The organism is Streptomyces sp. NPDC001941, from assembly GCF_040296945.1.
In the GTDB taxonomy this organism is placed as follows: domain Bacteria; phylum Actinomycetota; class Actinomycetes; order Streptomycetales; family Streptomycetaceae; genus Streptomyces.
Window position 1 is genome coordinate 1 of sequence record NZ_JBEOYE010000158.1, and the last position, 13,116, is coordinate 13,116.

Here is a 13,116-nt window from a genome sequence, read left to right on the forward strand (position 1 = left end):
GGGTCACTCCCCGCGGGGGCCCCCCTCTAAGCGGCCGATGCGCTCGCCGGGCCCGGCGAGCGCATCGACGCATGCCCCCGTGGGCCCGCCCGCCGTACGTGAACACGGGCCCCGCCTGCCGCACGTGAACGCGGTGCTGTCCACATCGCGGACGCCGGGTGTCAGTTCGTGGGACGCGGAGTAGGGTCCTGGGCATGTCGGACAGTTCTCGCAGCATCGATCTCGCAGTGATCCCCGGTGACGGCATCGGCCCGGAGGTCGTGGCCCAGGGGCTCAAGGTCCTCTCCGCCGTGCTCCCGCAGGACGTGAAGCTGGAGACCACGGAGTACGACTTCGGAGCCAAGCGCTACCACGCCACCGGTGACACCCTCACCGACGCGGACGCGGAGGCCCTCAAGGCCCACGACGCGATCCTCCTCGGCGCCATCGGCGACCCCTCCGTACCGTCCGGCGTGCTGGAGCGCGGCTTCCTGCTCAAGCTCCGCTTCCTCTTCGACCACCACGTGAACCTGCGGCCCTCCAAGCTGCTGCCCGGCGTGGCCACCCCGCTCAAGGGCGAGCCCGCCATCGACTTCGTCGTGGTCCGCGAGGGCACCGAGGGCCCCTACACCGGCAACGGCGGCACCATCCGCAAGGGCACCCCGCACGAGGTCGCCACCGAGGTCTCGGTGAACACGGCCTTCGGCGTCGAGCGCGTGGTCCGCGACGCGTTCGCCCGCGCCCAGGCCCGCCCCCGCAAGAAGCTCACGCTCGTCCACAAGAACAACGTGCTCGCCCACGCGGGCCACCTGTGGACGGACGTCTTCAACCGGGTGGCCACCGAGTTCCCCGAGGTCACCACCGAGTACATCCACGTGGACGCGGCCACCATCTACCTGGTCACCGACCCGGGCCGGTTCGACGTGGTCGTCACCGACAACCTCTTCGGCGACATCATCACCGACCTCGCCGCGGCCGTCTCCGGCGGCATCGGCGTCGCGGCCTCGGGCAACATCAACCCGTCCCGCGAGTTCCCCTCGATGTTCGAGCCGGTGCACGGCTCCGCCCCGGACATCGCCGGCCAGGGCAAGGCCGACCCCACCGCCACCGTCCTCTCCGTCGCGCTCCTGCTGCGCCACCTCGGCTACGAGGCCGAGGCCGTCCGGGTCGAGGACGCGGTCTCCGCCGACCTCGGCGAGCGCGGCGAGACGGTGCGCGGCACCGAGGAGATCGGCGACGCCCTCGCCGTACGCGTAGCCGGCTAGGCCCCGCGGCACGGACAGACACGTACAGCCGCCGGGTCGCACCACGCACCCGGCGGCTGTACGCATGCGGCGGCGGGGTGCCACCATCGACCCCTGGACCGCAGACGGCCCACACGAGCGATAATCGAACGTGGGGCCCCTCTCAGCGCACCGCTCCCCGGCACGCCCGACGGCGTACCGGCGCGTGGCGCGACGTGCGAGCGCGGTCCGTCACAACCCATCCGGTGAAGGACACGCAGACATGACGACGCCCACGATCGAGCTCAAGCCCTCCGCCAACCCGCTGTCCGACGGGGAGCGCGAGGCGATCCTGGCCAACCCGGGATTCGGCCGCCACTTCACCGACCACATGGTCACGATCAAGTGGACCGAGGGCCGCGGGTGGCACGACGGGCAGCTGGTGCCCTACGGCCCGCTCTCCCTCGACCCGGCCACCAACGTCCTGCACTACGCGCAGGAGATCTTCGAGGGCCTCAAGGCCTACCGCCGCCCCGACGGCACCGTCGCCACCTTCCGCCCGGACATGAACGCCAAGCGCTTCCAGCACTCCGCCTGGCGCCTCGGCATGCCCGAGCTGCCCGTCGAGACCTTCCTGGAGGCCTGCGACCTGCTGGTCCAGCAGGACATCGCCTGGGTCCCGCCGCACGGCGGCGAGGAGTCCCTCTACCTGCGCCCGTTCATGATCGCCACCGAGGTCGGCCTGGGCGTCAAGCCCGCCAACGAGTACCTCTTCGTGGTCATCGCCTCGCCCGCCGGCGCCTACTTCCCCGGTGGCGTCAAGCCCGTCTCCATCTGGCTCTCCGAGGACCGCGTCCGCGCCGTCCCCGGCGGCGTCGGCGACGCCAAGACCGGCGGCAACTACGCCGCGTCCCTGCTCGCCCAGGCCGAGGCCGCCGCCAAGGGCTGCGAGCAGGTCGCCTACCTCGACGCCGTCGAGCACAAGTGGGTCGAGGAACTGGGCGGCATGAACCTGTACTTCGTGTACGGGGACCGCATCGTCACCCCGACGCTCACCGGCTCGCTGCTGGCCGGCGTCACCCGCGACACCCTGCTCCAGCTCGCCAAGGACCTCGGCTACGCCTCCGAGGAGTCCCGGGTCTCCATCGACCAGTGGCAGAAGGACAGCGAGAACGGCACCCTCACCGAGGTCTTCGCCTGCGGCACCGCCGCCGCGATCACCCCGGTCGGCACCGTCAAGTCCGCCCGCGGCGAGTGGACCCAGTCCGGCGGCGAGCCCGGCGAGGTCACCATGAAGCTGCGCCGCGCCCTGCTCGACGTGCAGACCGGCACGACCGAGGACCTGCACGGCTGGACCCGCAAGCTGGGCTGACCCGCCCCGCCCGCTCGCGAAGGGCCGCGCTCCGACCGGGGCGCGGCCCTTCCTCGTACCCGCGCACGCGGCCCGCCGATAATGGCGGCCATGACGAACCAGGAGCGGGACCGGGAGCTGGCCGAAGCGGTGCGCCTGCGGGGCGCGGGGGAGCGCGAGGAGGCCCTCCGGCGCCTGGTCGCCCTCGCGGAGCGCCACCCGGGCGACGGCGAGGTCGCCTACCAGACGGCCTGGGCGCACGACGTGCTCGGCCTGGAGGCGGAGGCCGTGCCGCACTACGAGCGCGCCCTCGGCGGCGAGGGGCTGTCGGCCGGTGACCGGGCCGGGGCGATGCTGGGCCTGGGCAGCACCTACCGGGCGCTGGGCCGCTACCGGGACGCCGAGGAGCTGCTGACCCGGGCGGTGGGGGAGTTCCCCGCCGACGGCGCGCTGCGCACCTTCCTGGCGATGGCGCTGCACAACACCGGCCGCCACCAGGAGGCGATGCGGCTGCTGCTCGACCTGCTCGCGGCGACCAGCGAGGACCCGGGCGTACGGCGGTACCGGCGGGCGATCGAGACGTACGCCGAGGACCTCTCGGCGACCTTCTGAGGCCCCGCGCGGTAACGCCTGATTTGAGCGTCGCTCTAAACGTTTGGCGTGTCACCCTGCCAGATCCCATGTTCTACGGTTAGAGTGACACTCTAACCAGAGGAGCCCCATGTATCGCATGCCGCCCGAGTGGGCACCCCACGAGCGCACCTGGATGGCCTGGCCCGGCGCCAACACCACCTTCTCCTCCGCCGAGGAGCTCGACGCCTCCCGCGCCGCCTGGGCCGCCGTGGCCCGGGCCGTGCGCCGCTTCGAGCCGGTCACCGTGGTGCACGGCCCCGGCCAGGCCGGGTCCGCCCGCGCCCTGCTCGGCCCGGACGTCGACCTGGTGGAGCGCGAGCTCGACGACGCCTGGATGCGGGACATCGGCCCCACCTTCGTCACCGGCCCCGACGGCGAACTGGCCGCCGTGAACTGGGTGTTCAACGGCTGGGGCGCCCAGGAGTGGGCCTCCTGGGAGCACGACGCCAAGATCGCCTCCCAGGTCGCCGACCTGGCCGGGGTCCCGGTCCTGGACTCGCCGCTGGTCAACGAGGGCGGCGGGCTACACGTGGACGGCGAGGGCACCGTGCTGCTCACCGAGACCGTGCAGCTCGGGCCCGAGCGCAACCCCGGCTGGACCCGCGCCGAGGTCGAGGCCGAGGTGCACGCCAAGCTCGGCACCACCAAGGCCATCTGGCTGGAGCGCGGCCTGACCGCCGACTACCCCCCGCACGGCTACGGCACCCTGGGCCACGTCGACATCGTCGCCGCGTTCGCGCGTCCCGGCACCGTCGTCGTGCACAGCCAGCCCGACCCCGAGCACCCCGACCACGCACTGTGCGCGGGGATCGCCGAGTTCCTGCGCGGCCAGACCGACGCCAAGGGCCGCCGCCTGGAGGTCGTGGAGGTGCCCGCGCCGACCCGGGTGCGCGACGAGGAGGGCGGCTGGGCCGACTACTCGTACATCAACCACTACCTGTGCAACGGCGGCGTGGTGCTGTGCGGCTTCGACGACCCGCGCGACGAGATCGCGGCGGGGATCTTCCGCCGGCTGTTCCCCGAGCGCACGGTGACCCTCGTCGACGCCCGTACGATCTTCGCGGGCGGCGGCGGCATCCACTGCATCACGCAGCAGCAGCCGCGGGTGCCCGGCCGCCGATCCGGTACAACGGACGGGTGACCAGCGACAGCACCCGGCGCCGCAACGCCGCCCCGCCCCGCGAGGACGTCCTCGCCGCCGCCATGGCCACCATCGCCGAGCGCGGCCTGGACGGGCTCACGATGGCGGGGCTCGGCCGCGACGTCGGCATGAGCAGCGGCCACCTCCTCTACTACTTCCGCACCAAGGACGAGCTGCTGCTGCGCACCCTGGAGTGGAGCGAGGCGCGCCTCGGCGCCGAGCGCGCCGTCCTGCTGTCCGCCGCCACCCCGGCCGCCGAGCGGCTCGACGGCTACGTGAGCCTCTACCTGCCCGACGGGCCGCGCGACCCGCACTGGACGCTGTGGCTGGAGGTCTTCAACCGCTCGCGCGGCGCGGACGACGAGGCCCGCGCCCGGCAGGCCGCCATCGAACGGGCCTGGCACCGCGACCTGGTGGCCCTGCTCGCCGAGGGCGCCTCGCGCGGGGAGTTCCGCCGGGTCGACCCGGAGCGCTTCGCGACCCGGCTGCGGGCGCTGCTCGACGGCTTCAGCGTGCACGTCGCGGTGGGGCTGCCGGGGGTGGAGCGGGCCGGGGTCCTGGAGCACGTACGGGAGTTCACCCGCGAGGCGCTCGCGCCCTGAGGGGCCGTCAGGGCGCGCGCGTGAACGCAACGCACGCAAGTAGGCGCGATCGTTGCGCGATGCGCCCTTGTCGGCCGCCCGCCCCCTGCGGCACGGTTGCGGATCATGGGACGAGACCAGTGGAAGAAGATCTGGGTCGGCTCGGCCGGGAACATGGTCGAGTGGTTCGACTGGTTCGTGTACGCGAGCTTCGCCACGTACTTCGCCGGGGCGTTCTTCCCCGAGGGCAACGACACCGCGAAGCTGATGAACACCGCCGGCATCTTCGCCGTCGGCTTCTTCATGCGCCCCGTCGGCGGCTGGCTGCTCGGCCGGGTCGGCGACCGCAAGGGCCGCAAGGCGGCGCTCACCCTGACCGTCTCCCTGATGTCCGCCTCCGCCGTCCTCATCGCGATCGCCCCCACCTACGCGGTCGCCGGGTACGGCGGCGCCGCCGTGCTGCTGGTCGCCCGGCTGCTCCAGGGCCTCTCGGTCGGGGGTGAGTACGCGGCCAGCGCCACCTACCTCACCGAGGCGTCCGCGCCGCGCCACCGCGGCTTCGCCTCCAGCTTCCAGTACGTGTCGATGACCGCGGGCCAGATCCTCGGCCTCGGCCTGCAGATCGTGCTCCAGCGCACCATGTCCGACGAGGCGCTGCACAGCTGGGGCTGGCGCATCCCGTTCATCGTCGGGGCGCTCGGCGCGGCCGTCGTCTTCTACCTGCGCCGCACCATGCTGGAGACCGAGGTCTACCAGGACGGCGCCGACGACACCCCGGCCGGGGAGAAGGGCACCCTGAAGGCGCTGTGGGCGCACAAGCGCGAGGCGTTCCTGGTCGTCGCCCTGACCATGGGCGGCACGGTGGCCTACTACACGTACACCACCTACCTGACGAAGTACCTGTCCAACTCCGCGGGCCTGCCCAAGCGGACCGCGACCCTCGTCTCCTTCTGCGCGCTCATCGTCTTCGCCTGCCTGCAGCCCCTCGCGGGCCGGCTCTCCGACCGCATCGGCCGCCGCCCCCTGCTGATCACCTTCGCGGTCGGCTCCACCTTCCTGACCGTGCCGATCATGGCGATGCTCAAGCACGCCGGGTCCTTCTGGCCGGCCCTGGGCCTGTCCCTGCTCGCCCTGGTCGTGGTCACCGGCTACACCTCGATCAACGCGTGCGTGAAGGCCGAGCTGTTCCCCACCGGGGTACGGGCCCTGGGCGTCGCGCTGCCGTACGCCATCGCCAACGCACTGTTCGGCGGCACCGCCGAGTACGTGGCCCTGTGGTTCAAGAACGCGGGCGTCGAGTCCGGCTACTCCTGGTACGTCGCGGGCTGCGCCGCCGTCTCGCTGGTCGTCTACCTCGCGATGCGCGAGACCCGGGACATCGACCTGGGCCGGGTCGGCAAGGAGCCCGCCGCCGCGGGCGAGCGGCTCGACGACCGGGCGGCGGCCGAGCGCTGACCGCCTGACCGCCCCGCACGGTCCGTGCCGTCCACGGCGGTTCGCATGCTGAGACCAGGGATCCGCGGCGCGGGGGTTGTGTGGCAGACTGCCCCCGTGCTCGCTACCACGATGATTATCGGCAGCAGCGCGCCGGTCCGCAGTGGACGCTGACCCGCGGCGACACCCCGCGGCGGCGGCCACCGCTCCCGACCCGCGCGCAGACCTCTCGCACCCGCGAGGGGTTTTTTCGTTTTCCGGCCCCACCACGGCCGGGACGGGACGTGCGCGAACTTCCGGAGTCACGCATCCGACAGGAGTCAACCCAGCCATGACCGACACGGAGACCGACGAGAAGTTCGTCGTCGACGACAGTTTCCATGTCTTCGACACCACGCTGCGCGACGGCGCCCAGCGCGAGGGGATCAACCTCACCGTCGCCGACAAGCTGACCATCGCCCGGCACCTGGACGACTTCGGCGTGGGCTTCATCGAGGGCGGCTGGCCCGGAGCCAACCCCCGCGACACCGAGTTCTTCGCCCGCGCGCAGCAGGAGATCGACTTCAAGCACGCGAGGCTCGTCGCGTTCGGCGCCACCCGCCGGGCCGGCGGCAAGGCCGCCGAGGACCCGCAGGTCCGGGCGCTCCTGGAGTCCGGCGCCCCGGTGATCACCCTGGTCGCCAAGGCGCACGACCGGCACGTGGAACTGGCGCTGCGCACCACCCTGGACGAGAACATCGCGATGGTCCGCGACACCGTGGGCCACCTGCGCGAGCAGGGCCGCCGGGTGTTCGTCGACTGCGAGCACTTCTTCGACGGCTACCAGGCCAACCCCGAGTACGCGAAGTCCGTGGTGCGGGCCGCCGCCGAGGCCGGCGCGGACGTGGTCATCCTGTGCGACACCAACGGCGGCATGCTGCCCGCCCAGGTGCAGGCCGTGGTGGCCACCGTGCTCGCCGACACCGGCGCCCGGCTCGGCATCCACGCGCAGGACGACACCGGCTGCGCCGTGGCCAACACCCTGGCCGCCGTCGACGCGGGCGCCACCCACGTGCAGTGCACGGCCAACGGCTATGGCGAGCGGGTCGGCAACGCCAACCTCTTCCCGGTCGTCGCCGCCCTGGAGCTGAAGTACGGCAAGCGGGTGCTGCCCGACGGCGCCCTGTCGGAGATGACCCGCATCTCGCACGCCATCGCCGAGGTGGTCAACCTGACCCCCTCCACGCACCAGCCGTACGTGGGCGTCTCCGCCTTCGCCCACAAGGCCGGGCTGCACGCCTCCGCCATCAAGGTCGACCCCGACCTCTACCAGCACATCGACCCCGAGCGGGTCGGCAACACCATGCGGATGCTGGTCTCCGACATGGCCGGGCGCGCGTCGGTCGAGCTCAAGGGCCGCGAGCTGGGCGTGGACCTGGGCGACGACCGCGAGCTGGTCGGGCGCGTGGTGGAGCGGATCAAGGAGCGCGAGCTGCGCGGCTACACCTACGAGGCGGCCGACGCCTCGTTCGAGCTGCTGCTGCGCACCGAGCTGGAGGGCCGGGCCCGCCGCTACTTCCGCACCGAGTCCTGGCGGGCGATCGTCGAGGACCGCCCGGACGGCACCCACGCCAACGAGGCGACCGTGAAGCTGTGGACCAAGGGTGAGCGCATCGTCTCCACCGCCGAGGGCAACGGCCCGGTCAACGCCCTGGACCGGGCGATCCGGCTGGGCCTGGAGCGCACCTACCCGCAGCTGGCCAAGTTCGAGCTGACCGACTACAAGGTCCGCATCCTGGAGGGCCGGCACGGCACCGAGTCCACCACCCGGGTGCTGATCACCACCAGCGACGGCACCGCGGAGTGGTCGACGGTGGGCGTCGCGGAGAACGTGATCGCCGCGTCCTGGCAGGCGCTGGAGGACGCGTACACGTACGGACTGCTGCGGCTGGGGATCGACCCGGCGGAGTGAAGGGGGTGGGGCCTCGGCCGGGGGAGACGTTCCTGAAAGGTTCTGAACGCGGATGTCCGCATTTGGATGCCTTCGGGTAGCGTCGAAGGCATGAAGACCAGGTGGTCCAGGCTGTTCCCCGTCCTCTCGCTCCTCGCCGTACCGGCGTTCCTGGTGCTCCTGGTCCTGGCGCCCTCGGCGGGTGCCAGGGCCGGCGGGATCTCCGACGCGGCGCAGGCCCTGAAGAAGGGCCCGGTGTACGTCGACCCGGGCGCGCGCGACCAGTTGTCGCAGGCCGACGCCGACGCCCTGGCGAAGAAGATCACGGACGCGGGCAAGCCGGTGTTCGTGGCCGTGCTGCCCGCCACCGCGGAGTTCCCGGCGGAGAACCTGATCCGCAACCTGCGCACCCAGACCGGGGTCACCGGCGCGTACGCGGTGCGGCTCGGGGACCGCTTCAGCGCGGCCGCCGACCGCTCGGTGCTCTCCCCGCAGTCCGTGCAGAACCTGATCGCCTCGGTCCGGGCGCCCGGGGTCGACGCCAAGACCGAGCTCAACAACTTCGTGGACCAGGCCCTGCCCACCGCGCGCGGGCACGCCCCGGCCTCCTGGGGCTCCACGGGCTCCGGGGACGGCGGGGGCCCGGGCACGGGCGCCCTCGTCGCGGGCGGCGCGGTCGTGGTGGCGGCGGGCGCGGGCGGCTACGCGCTGGTGCGCCGCAACCGCAGGCGCAAGGAGGAAGAGGAGCGGGCCGCCCTGGAGAAGCTCGCGGTCGTGGTGGACGAGGACATCACCGCGTTCGGCGAGGAGCTGGACCGCCTCGACTTCCAGCCGGGCGAGCAGGGCGCCGACGACGCGATGCGCGCCGACTACGAGCGCGCGCTGGACTCGTACGACAAGGCCAAGTCCCTGATGGGGGCCGCCGCGCGGCCCTCGGACGTGCGCGGGGTGACCGAGGCGCTCGAAGACGGCCGGTTCTCGCTGGCGCTGCTGGCCGCGCGCCGGGAGGGCAGGCCGCTGCCGGAGCGTCGCGCGCCCTGCTTCTTCGACCCGCGCCACGGGCCCTCGGTGGAGGACGCCTCCTGGACCCCGGCGGGCGGCGCGGCGCGCGAGGTGCCGGTGTGCGCGGCGGACGCGGCCCGGCTGCGCGACGGCCTCGACCCGGTGGCCCGCACGGTCCTGACGGAGCAGGGCCCGCGCCCGTACTGGGAGGCGGGCCCGGCGTACGGCCCGTGGGCGGGCGGCTACTTCGGCGGCGGGATGCTGCCCGGCCTGCTGGTGGGCACGATGCTCGGCTCGATGCTGGCCACCCCGGCGTACGCGGCGGAATACGGCGGCGGCGGCTTCGACGGCGGCGACGTCTCGGGCGCGGACTTCAACCCCTCGGACTTCGGGGGCGACTTCGGCGGCGGGGACTTCGGTGGCGGTGGCGGGGGCTTCGACGGGGGCGGCGGCTTCTGAGCCCGGCGGGGGCGCGGCTCTCTCCCGAGCCACGCCCCCGACGCCGTACTGCTACCGCTACCGCTACTGCTCAGACGGCCTTGATCGCCGAGATGTCGAAGGTCAGCTTGACCTTGTCGCTGACCATGACGCCACCGGTCTCCAGGGCGGCGTTCCAGGTCAGGCCCCAGTCGGAGCGCAGGATCTCGGCGCTGCCCTCGAAGCCGACGCGCTGGTTGCCGTAGGGGTCGGTGGCCGTGCCGTTGAACTCCAGGTCGATGGAGAGCGGCCGGGTGACGTCCTTGATGGTGAGGTCGCCGGTGATGCGGTACTTGTCGCCGCCCAGCTGCTCGGCCTGGGTGGAGCGGAAGGTCATCAGCGGGTAGGTCTCGGCGTCGAAGAAGTCGCCGGAGCGCAGGTGGTTGTCGCGGTCGCCGATGCCGGTGTCGATGGAGGCGATCTTCACGTCGATGGTGGCGGTGGACTTGCCCGGGTCGCCGCCGTCGAGGTGCAGGGCGCCCTCGTGCTCCCCGAAGCTGCCGCGCACGTTGGTGACCATGGCGTGCCGCACGGTGAACCCGATGCTGCTGTGGGCGGCGTCGATGGTGTAGTCACCGGTCAGCGCGGCGAGGGCCGGGTCGACCGGGATGGCGGCCGGGGCGGGGGCGGCGGCGTTGTTCTTGCGGTTGAACAGACCCATGACGAGCTCCTCGGTCGGGGCGGGCGTCGGGGTCCGGCGCCCTCGTTGCGTGTCGTGCTGTCGAACGTTCTTGTTGAACCTTCAACGAGAATGACTGTAGCGCGATTCGGTTCAACTTTCAACATCACGACCCGCGCGGCGCCGTTTCCCAGCCAGACGGCGGACGCACACTCCGCCTCACGCGCCGAGCGCGTCCACGAGGTGGTCGTCCAGGTCGGCCACCCAGTCCTCCCGGCTCCAGGGCCGCAGATCCCGCCGGGCGTGCCGCAGGCGGATCGCCGGGACGCGCCCGCCGCTCGACCTGGCGGCCTCCGCGCACTCGTGCAGGAGGTCCACCGCCGCGCGCGGGTCGCCCATCCTGATGCGCGCCCGGGCCTGGTCGGTGGCGACGATGGCGCGCTGCACCCGCTCACGCGGCGAGGCCAGGGCGGCGACCGCCTCGCCGAAGTGGGCGTGCGCCCGTGCGGCGTCGCCCGCGTACAGCTCGCAGACCCCCTCGAAGCCGCGCAGGTGCTCCGTCGAGAAGCTCCCCGGAGACGGATCGCCCGACCGGTCGGACTCCAGGTCGTAGCGGGCGAGCCCCAGCGCGTCCCGCGCCGCGCGCGGCGCTCCCGCGCGGGCCGCCAGCTCCGCCTGGAGCGCGTGGCCGCGTGCTCGTACCGTCGGACTGCCGCCCCGGCAGGCGTCCCGTACCGCGGCGTCCGCCAGACGGCGTGCCGGAGCCGGGTCCGGCCGGGAGTACAGCGCCGTGAGGGCGTGGGAGAGGAGCACCGCGGCGCGGTGCCACGGGTCCTCAAGCCGCGCGGCTTCGGCCGTCGCCGTCGCGTACGCGGCCCGGCTCGCCGCGTCGTCGCGGGTCTCGAACGCCAGCCGCCCGTTCAGCGTGTGCGCGGCCACGGCGACCAGCCGCAGGCCGGGCAGCAGGGGTTCGGCCACCGGGCCGGCGAGCAACTGGCGGCAGGCCTGTGCCAGGGGGTCGAGCACGAGCCGCAGACGCACCATCGGTACGGCGCCCACCTGGGCGTTGACCTCGGCCACCGCCGTGGACAGGCCCTCGACGAGGTCGCCGTCCGCGCGCCCGGGGTCCGCCAGGGCCGCGGCCACCGACCCCTGCACCGAGGGCGGCAGCAGCACCAGCGGTCCGCCCCCTCGGGCGGTCGCGGCCCGGACCATCGCGGCACGCAGCTCGCACAGCTGCCGCTCGCCCTCCCCGAGACGGGCCAGGGCTTCCATGAGTTCGGCGAAGTCCGAACCGGCGCCCAGCGCGAACCCGCCCGCCGGGGTACGCCCGTAGAGGTGCGCCAGCAGGAGCTGGTAGCGGTGGTCGGGGCGCGTCGGACTCGCGGACTCCCAGCGCGTCAGGGTGCGCTGGACGCTGGCGACGGACGGCAGGCGGGGCAGCCCGAGCTCAACGGCCTGATCTGTCAGGGCGCGGGCCAGTGCCGCGCAGGAGAGGCCGCGCCGCTGCCGCAGCCGGCGCAGCGCCGAGGCTCCCGACCGGAGGTCGTCCATGCTTCATCGTGGCGCAGAAAGGGCTCATACGGGGACGATCAGCCGAGGTTTCCCCGACGCGGCCGTGTAGTCGAGCGTCTGCCAGGTTCCGGACGACGGCTTCGTGCCGTGCGGGAAGCCGACCGTCAGCTCGGCCCTGTCCACCATCCACCGGTTGCGCGCGTGGTAGGCGGGGGAGTGCAGCGGGGCGGCCCCCAGTTCCACGAGCTCGCCGACCCGGTGCGCCGCCACGGTGACCGCCCGCCGCGCGGCGGCCGGCTGCTGGGAGACCGTTCCCGGTACGACGACGGTGATCCGGGCGGTCGTGGCACGGGCGAGCCAGAGCAGGCAGAGGGTGTCGATGCCGACGGCGCCGCCGACGTAGAAGTGCGCGTCGAACGCGAACGGCGCGAGGTAGCGCTCGAAGAGCCGCTCGTAGTCGCCTTCGCCCCGGTGGCCGGTGTCCCGCGTGCCCGTGATCGCGACCCGTCTCATGATCGACTCCCTGTCCCAGGTTGTCGCGTCCCGCCCGCCCGCCGTACTTGCGACCGTTTCCCCATGCACGAGAACAGGCGGCCCCGGGCCGCAACGGTACGCCCGGCCACCCTCCGGCCCCCACTCACCGTCCCCGCCCCACCGGGCGAGCACTGCGTCCGCTGCGACAGGCCCGTCCACGGCGAGGCCGTCGTCGTCGGGGACTTCTCCGCCTCCGCCGCCCGCCCCACCCGCTACTCCCACACCTGGTGCGCCCCGCTGCCACCGCCTACACCTGTGAGGTGACTCTCACCTGAACCCTTGTTGGCACCCCACAAAACTGTGTGCCCCTGAGCTGGTGGTTCGGCTGCACTCCGGTCCCGTTCTGTTCAGGGCTCACAGGAAGAAGGTCCCGAGACTGTACGGAAGTGACGGCGGGATTTTCTTGGCGGTCTTCGTAGGGTCGATACATGACCGTTGTGGACGAGACCCAGGGCGAGCCGAGCGACGCCCGCGGGCGGGTGGCCGAGCTGCACGCGCTGCGCGAGGCTGCCCGGCGCGGGCCGAGTGAGAAGGCGACCGAGGCGCAGCACGCCAAGGGGAAGCTGACGGCCCGGGAGCGTATCGAGCTCCTGCTCGATGCCGGTTCGTTCAATGAGGTGGAGCAGCTGCGGCGGCATCGTGCGCAGGGGTTCGGCCTGGAGGCGAAGAAGCCGTACACCGATGGTGTGATCACCGG

The 13,116-nt window shown here is 73.0% G+C and carries 12 protein-coding genes; 9 read left to right on the plus strand and 3 right to left on the minus strand.

The window, feature by feature from the left end; translation table 11 throughout:
- Window positions 1-194 precede the first annotated feature (194 nt).
- The 8 genes from ABT160_RS44595 (at window position 195) to ABT160_RS44630 (ending at window position 9,733) form a co-directional block, all read left to right on the plus strand.
- The gene (locus ABT160_RS44595) at window positions 195-1,244 is read left to right on the plus strand and encodes a 3-isopropylmalate dehydrogenase (RefSeq protein WP_351655468.1); all 1,050 of its coding nucleotides are present in this window, start codon (window positions 195-197) and stop codon (window positions 1,242-1,244) included.
- 241 nt (window positions 1,245-1,485) lie between these two features.
- Entirely contained in the window at window positions 1,486-2,574 is a 1,089-nt protein-coding gene (locus ABT160_RS44600; RefSeq protein ID WP_351655470.1) for a branched-chain amino acid aminotransferase, read from the plus strand.
- Window positions 2,575-2,664: 90 nt separating this feature from the next.
- Entirely contained in the window at window positions 2,665-3,165 is a 501-nt protein-coding gene (locus ABT160_RS44605) for a tetratricopeptide repeat protein (RefSeq protein WP_351655473.1), read from the plus strand.
- Window positions 3,166-3,274: 109 nt separating this feature from the next.
- The gene (locus ABT160_RS44610; RefSeq protein WP_351655476.1) at window positions 3,275-4,327 is read left to right on the plus strand and encodes an agmatine deiminase family protein; all 1,053 of its coding nucleotides are present in this window, start codon (window positions 3,275-3,277) and stop codon (window positions 4,325-4,327) included.
- Window positions 4,328-4,389: 62 nt separating this feature from the next.
- Entirely contained in the window at window positions 4,390-4,929 is a 540-nt protein-coding gene (locus tag ABT160_RS44615; protein ID WP_351655500.1) for a TetR/AcrR family transcriptional regulator, read from the plus strand.
- Between the two features lie 105 nt (window positions 4,930-5,034).
- Window positions 5,035-6,363: an MFS transporter gene (locus ABT160_RS44620; RefSeq protein WP_351655479.1), complete on the plus strand. Its 1,329-nt coding sequence runs from the start codon at window positions 5,035-5,037 to the stop codon at window positions 6,361-6,363.
- A gap of 310 nt (window positions 6,364-6,673) precedes the next feature.
- On the plus strand, window positions 6,674-8,293 hold the full coding sequence (gene cimA / locus ABT160_RS44625; RefSeq protein ID WP_351655482.1) for a citramalate synthase: 1,620 nt from the start codon (window positions 6,674-6,676) through the stop codon (window positions 8,291-8,293).
- Window positions 8,294-8,383: 90 nt separating this feature from the next.
- Window positions 8,384-9,733 carry a hypothetical protein gene (locus tag ABT160_RS44630; protein ID WP_351655485.1) on the plus strand — a complete coding sequence of 450 codons (1,350 nt, stop codon included), beginning with the start codon at window positions 8,384-8,386 and terminating at the stop codon, window positions 9,731-9,733.
- A gap of 70 nt (window positions 9,734-9,803) precedes the next feature.
- On the opposite strand, the gene ABT160_RS44635 is transcribed toward ABT160_RS44630, so the two are convergent.
- The 3 genes from ABT160_RS44635 to ABT160_RS44645 all read right to left on the minus strand — a co-directional run bounded on the left by ABT160_RS44635 (window position 9,804) and on the right by ABT160_RS44645 (window position 12,398).
- Window positions 9,804-10,412, minus strand: coding sequence for a YceI family protein (locus ABT160_RS44635; protein ID WP_351655488.1), 609 nt, complete (start codon window positions 10,410-10,412; stop codon window positions 9,804-9,806).
- Window positions 10,413-10,589: 177 nt separating this feature from the next.
- Complete coding sequence (locus tag ABT160_RS44640) at window positions 10,590-11,924, minus strand: NsdA family TPR-like regulatory protein (RefSeq protein ID WP_351655491.1); 1,335 nt, start codon at window positions 11,922-11,924, stop codon at window positions 10,590-10,592.
- Between the two features lie 24 nt (window positions 11,925-11,948).
- Window positions 11,949-12,398: a hypothetical protein gene (locus ABT160_RS44645; RefSeq protein WP_351655494.1), complete on the minus strand. Its 450-nt coding sequence runs from the start codon at window positions 12,396-12,398 to the stop codon at window positions 11,949-11,951.
- Between the two features lie 449 nt (window positions 12,399-12,847).
- Between ABT160_RS44645 and ABT160_RS44650 the strand changes: the two genes are divergently transcribed.
- On the plus strand, window positions 12,848-13,116 hold a 269-nt coding region (locus ABT160_RS44650; RefSeq protein ID WP_351655497.1), incomplete at its 3' end, for a carboxyl transferase domain-containing protein.

Excerpts from the sequence above, each read along its gene's own strand:
- ABT160_RS44635 (WP_351655488.1), bottom strand. The coding sequence starts at position 10,412 with ATGGGTCTGTTCAACCGCAAGAACAACGCCGCCGCCCCCGCCCCGGCC.
- ABT160_RS44640 (WP_351655491.1), bottom strand. The coding sequence starts at position 11,924 with ATGGACGACCTCCGGTCGGGAGCCTCGGCGCTGCGCCGGCTGCGGCAG.
- ABT160_RS44615 (WP_351655500.1), top strand. The coding sequence starts at position 4,390 with ATGGCCACCATCGCCGAGCGCGGCCTGGACGGGCTCACGATGGCGGGG.
- ABT160_RS44595 (WP_351655468.1), top strand. The coding sequence starts at position 195 with ATGTCGGACAGTTCTCGCAGCATCGATCTCGCAGTGATCCCCGGTGAC.
- ABT160_RS44600 (WP_351655470.1), top strand. The coding sequence starts at position 1,486 with ATGACGACGCCCACGATCGAGCTCAAGCCCTCCGCCAACCCGCTGTCC.
- ABT160_RS44605 (WP_351655473.1), top strand. The coding sequence starts at position 2,665 with ATGACGAACCAGGAGCGGGACCGGGAGCTGGCCGAAGCGGTGCGCCTG.
- ABT160_RS44645 (WP_351655494.1), bottom strand. The coding sequence starts at position 12,398 with ATGAGACGGGTCGCGATCACGGGCACGCGGGACACCGGCCACCGGGGC.
- cimA (WP_351655482.1), top strand. The coding sequence starts at position 6,674 with ATGACCGACACGGAGACCGACGAGAAGTTCGTCGTCGACGACAGTTTC.
- ABT160_RS44610 (WP_351655476.1), top strand. The coding sequence starts at position 3,275 with ATGTATCGCATGCCGCCCGAGTGGGCACCCCACGAGCGCACCTGGATG.
- ABT160_RS44630 (WP_351655485.1), top strand. The coding sequence starts at position 8,384 with ATGAAGACCAGGTGGTCCAGGCTGTTCCCCGTCCTCTCGCTCCTCGCC.
- ABT160_RS44620 (WP_351655479.1), top strand. The coding sequence starts at position 5,035 with ATGGGACGAGACCAGTGGAAGAAGATCTGGGTCGGCTCGGCCGGGAAC.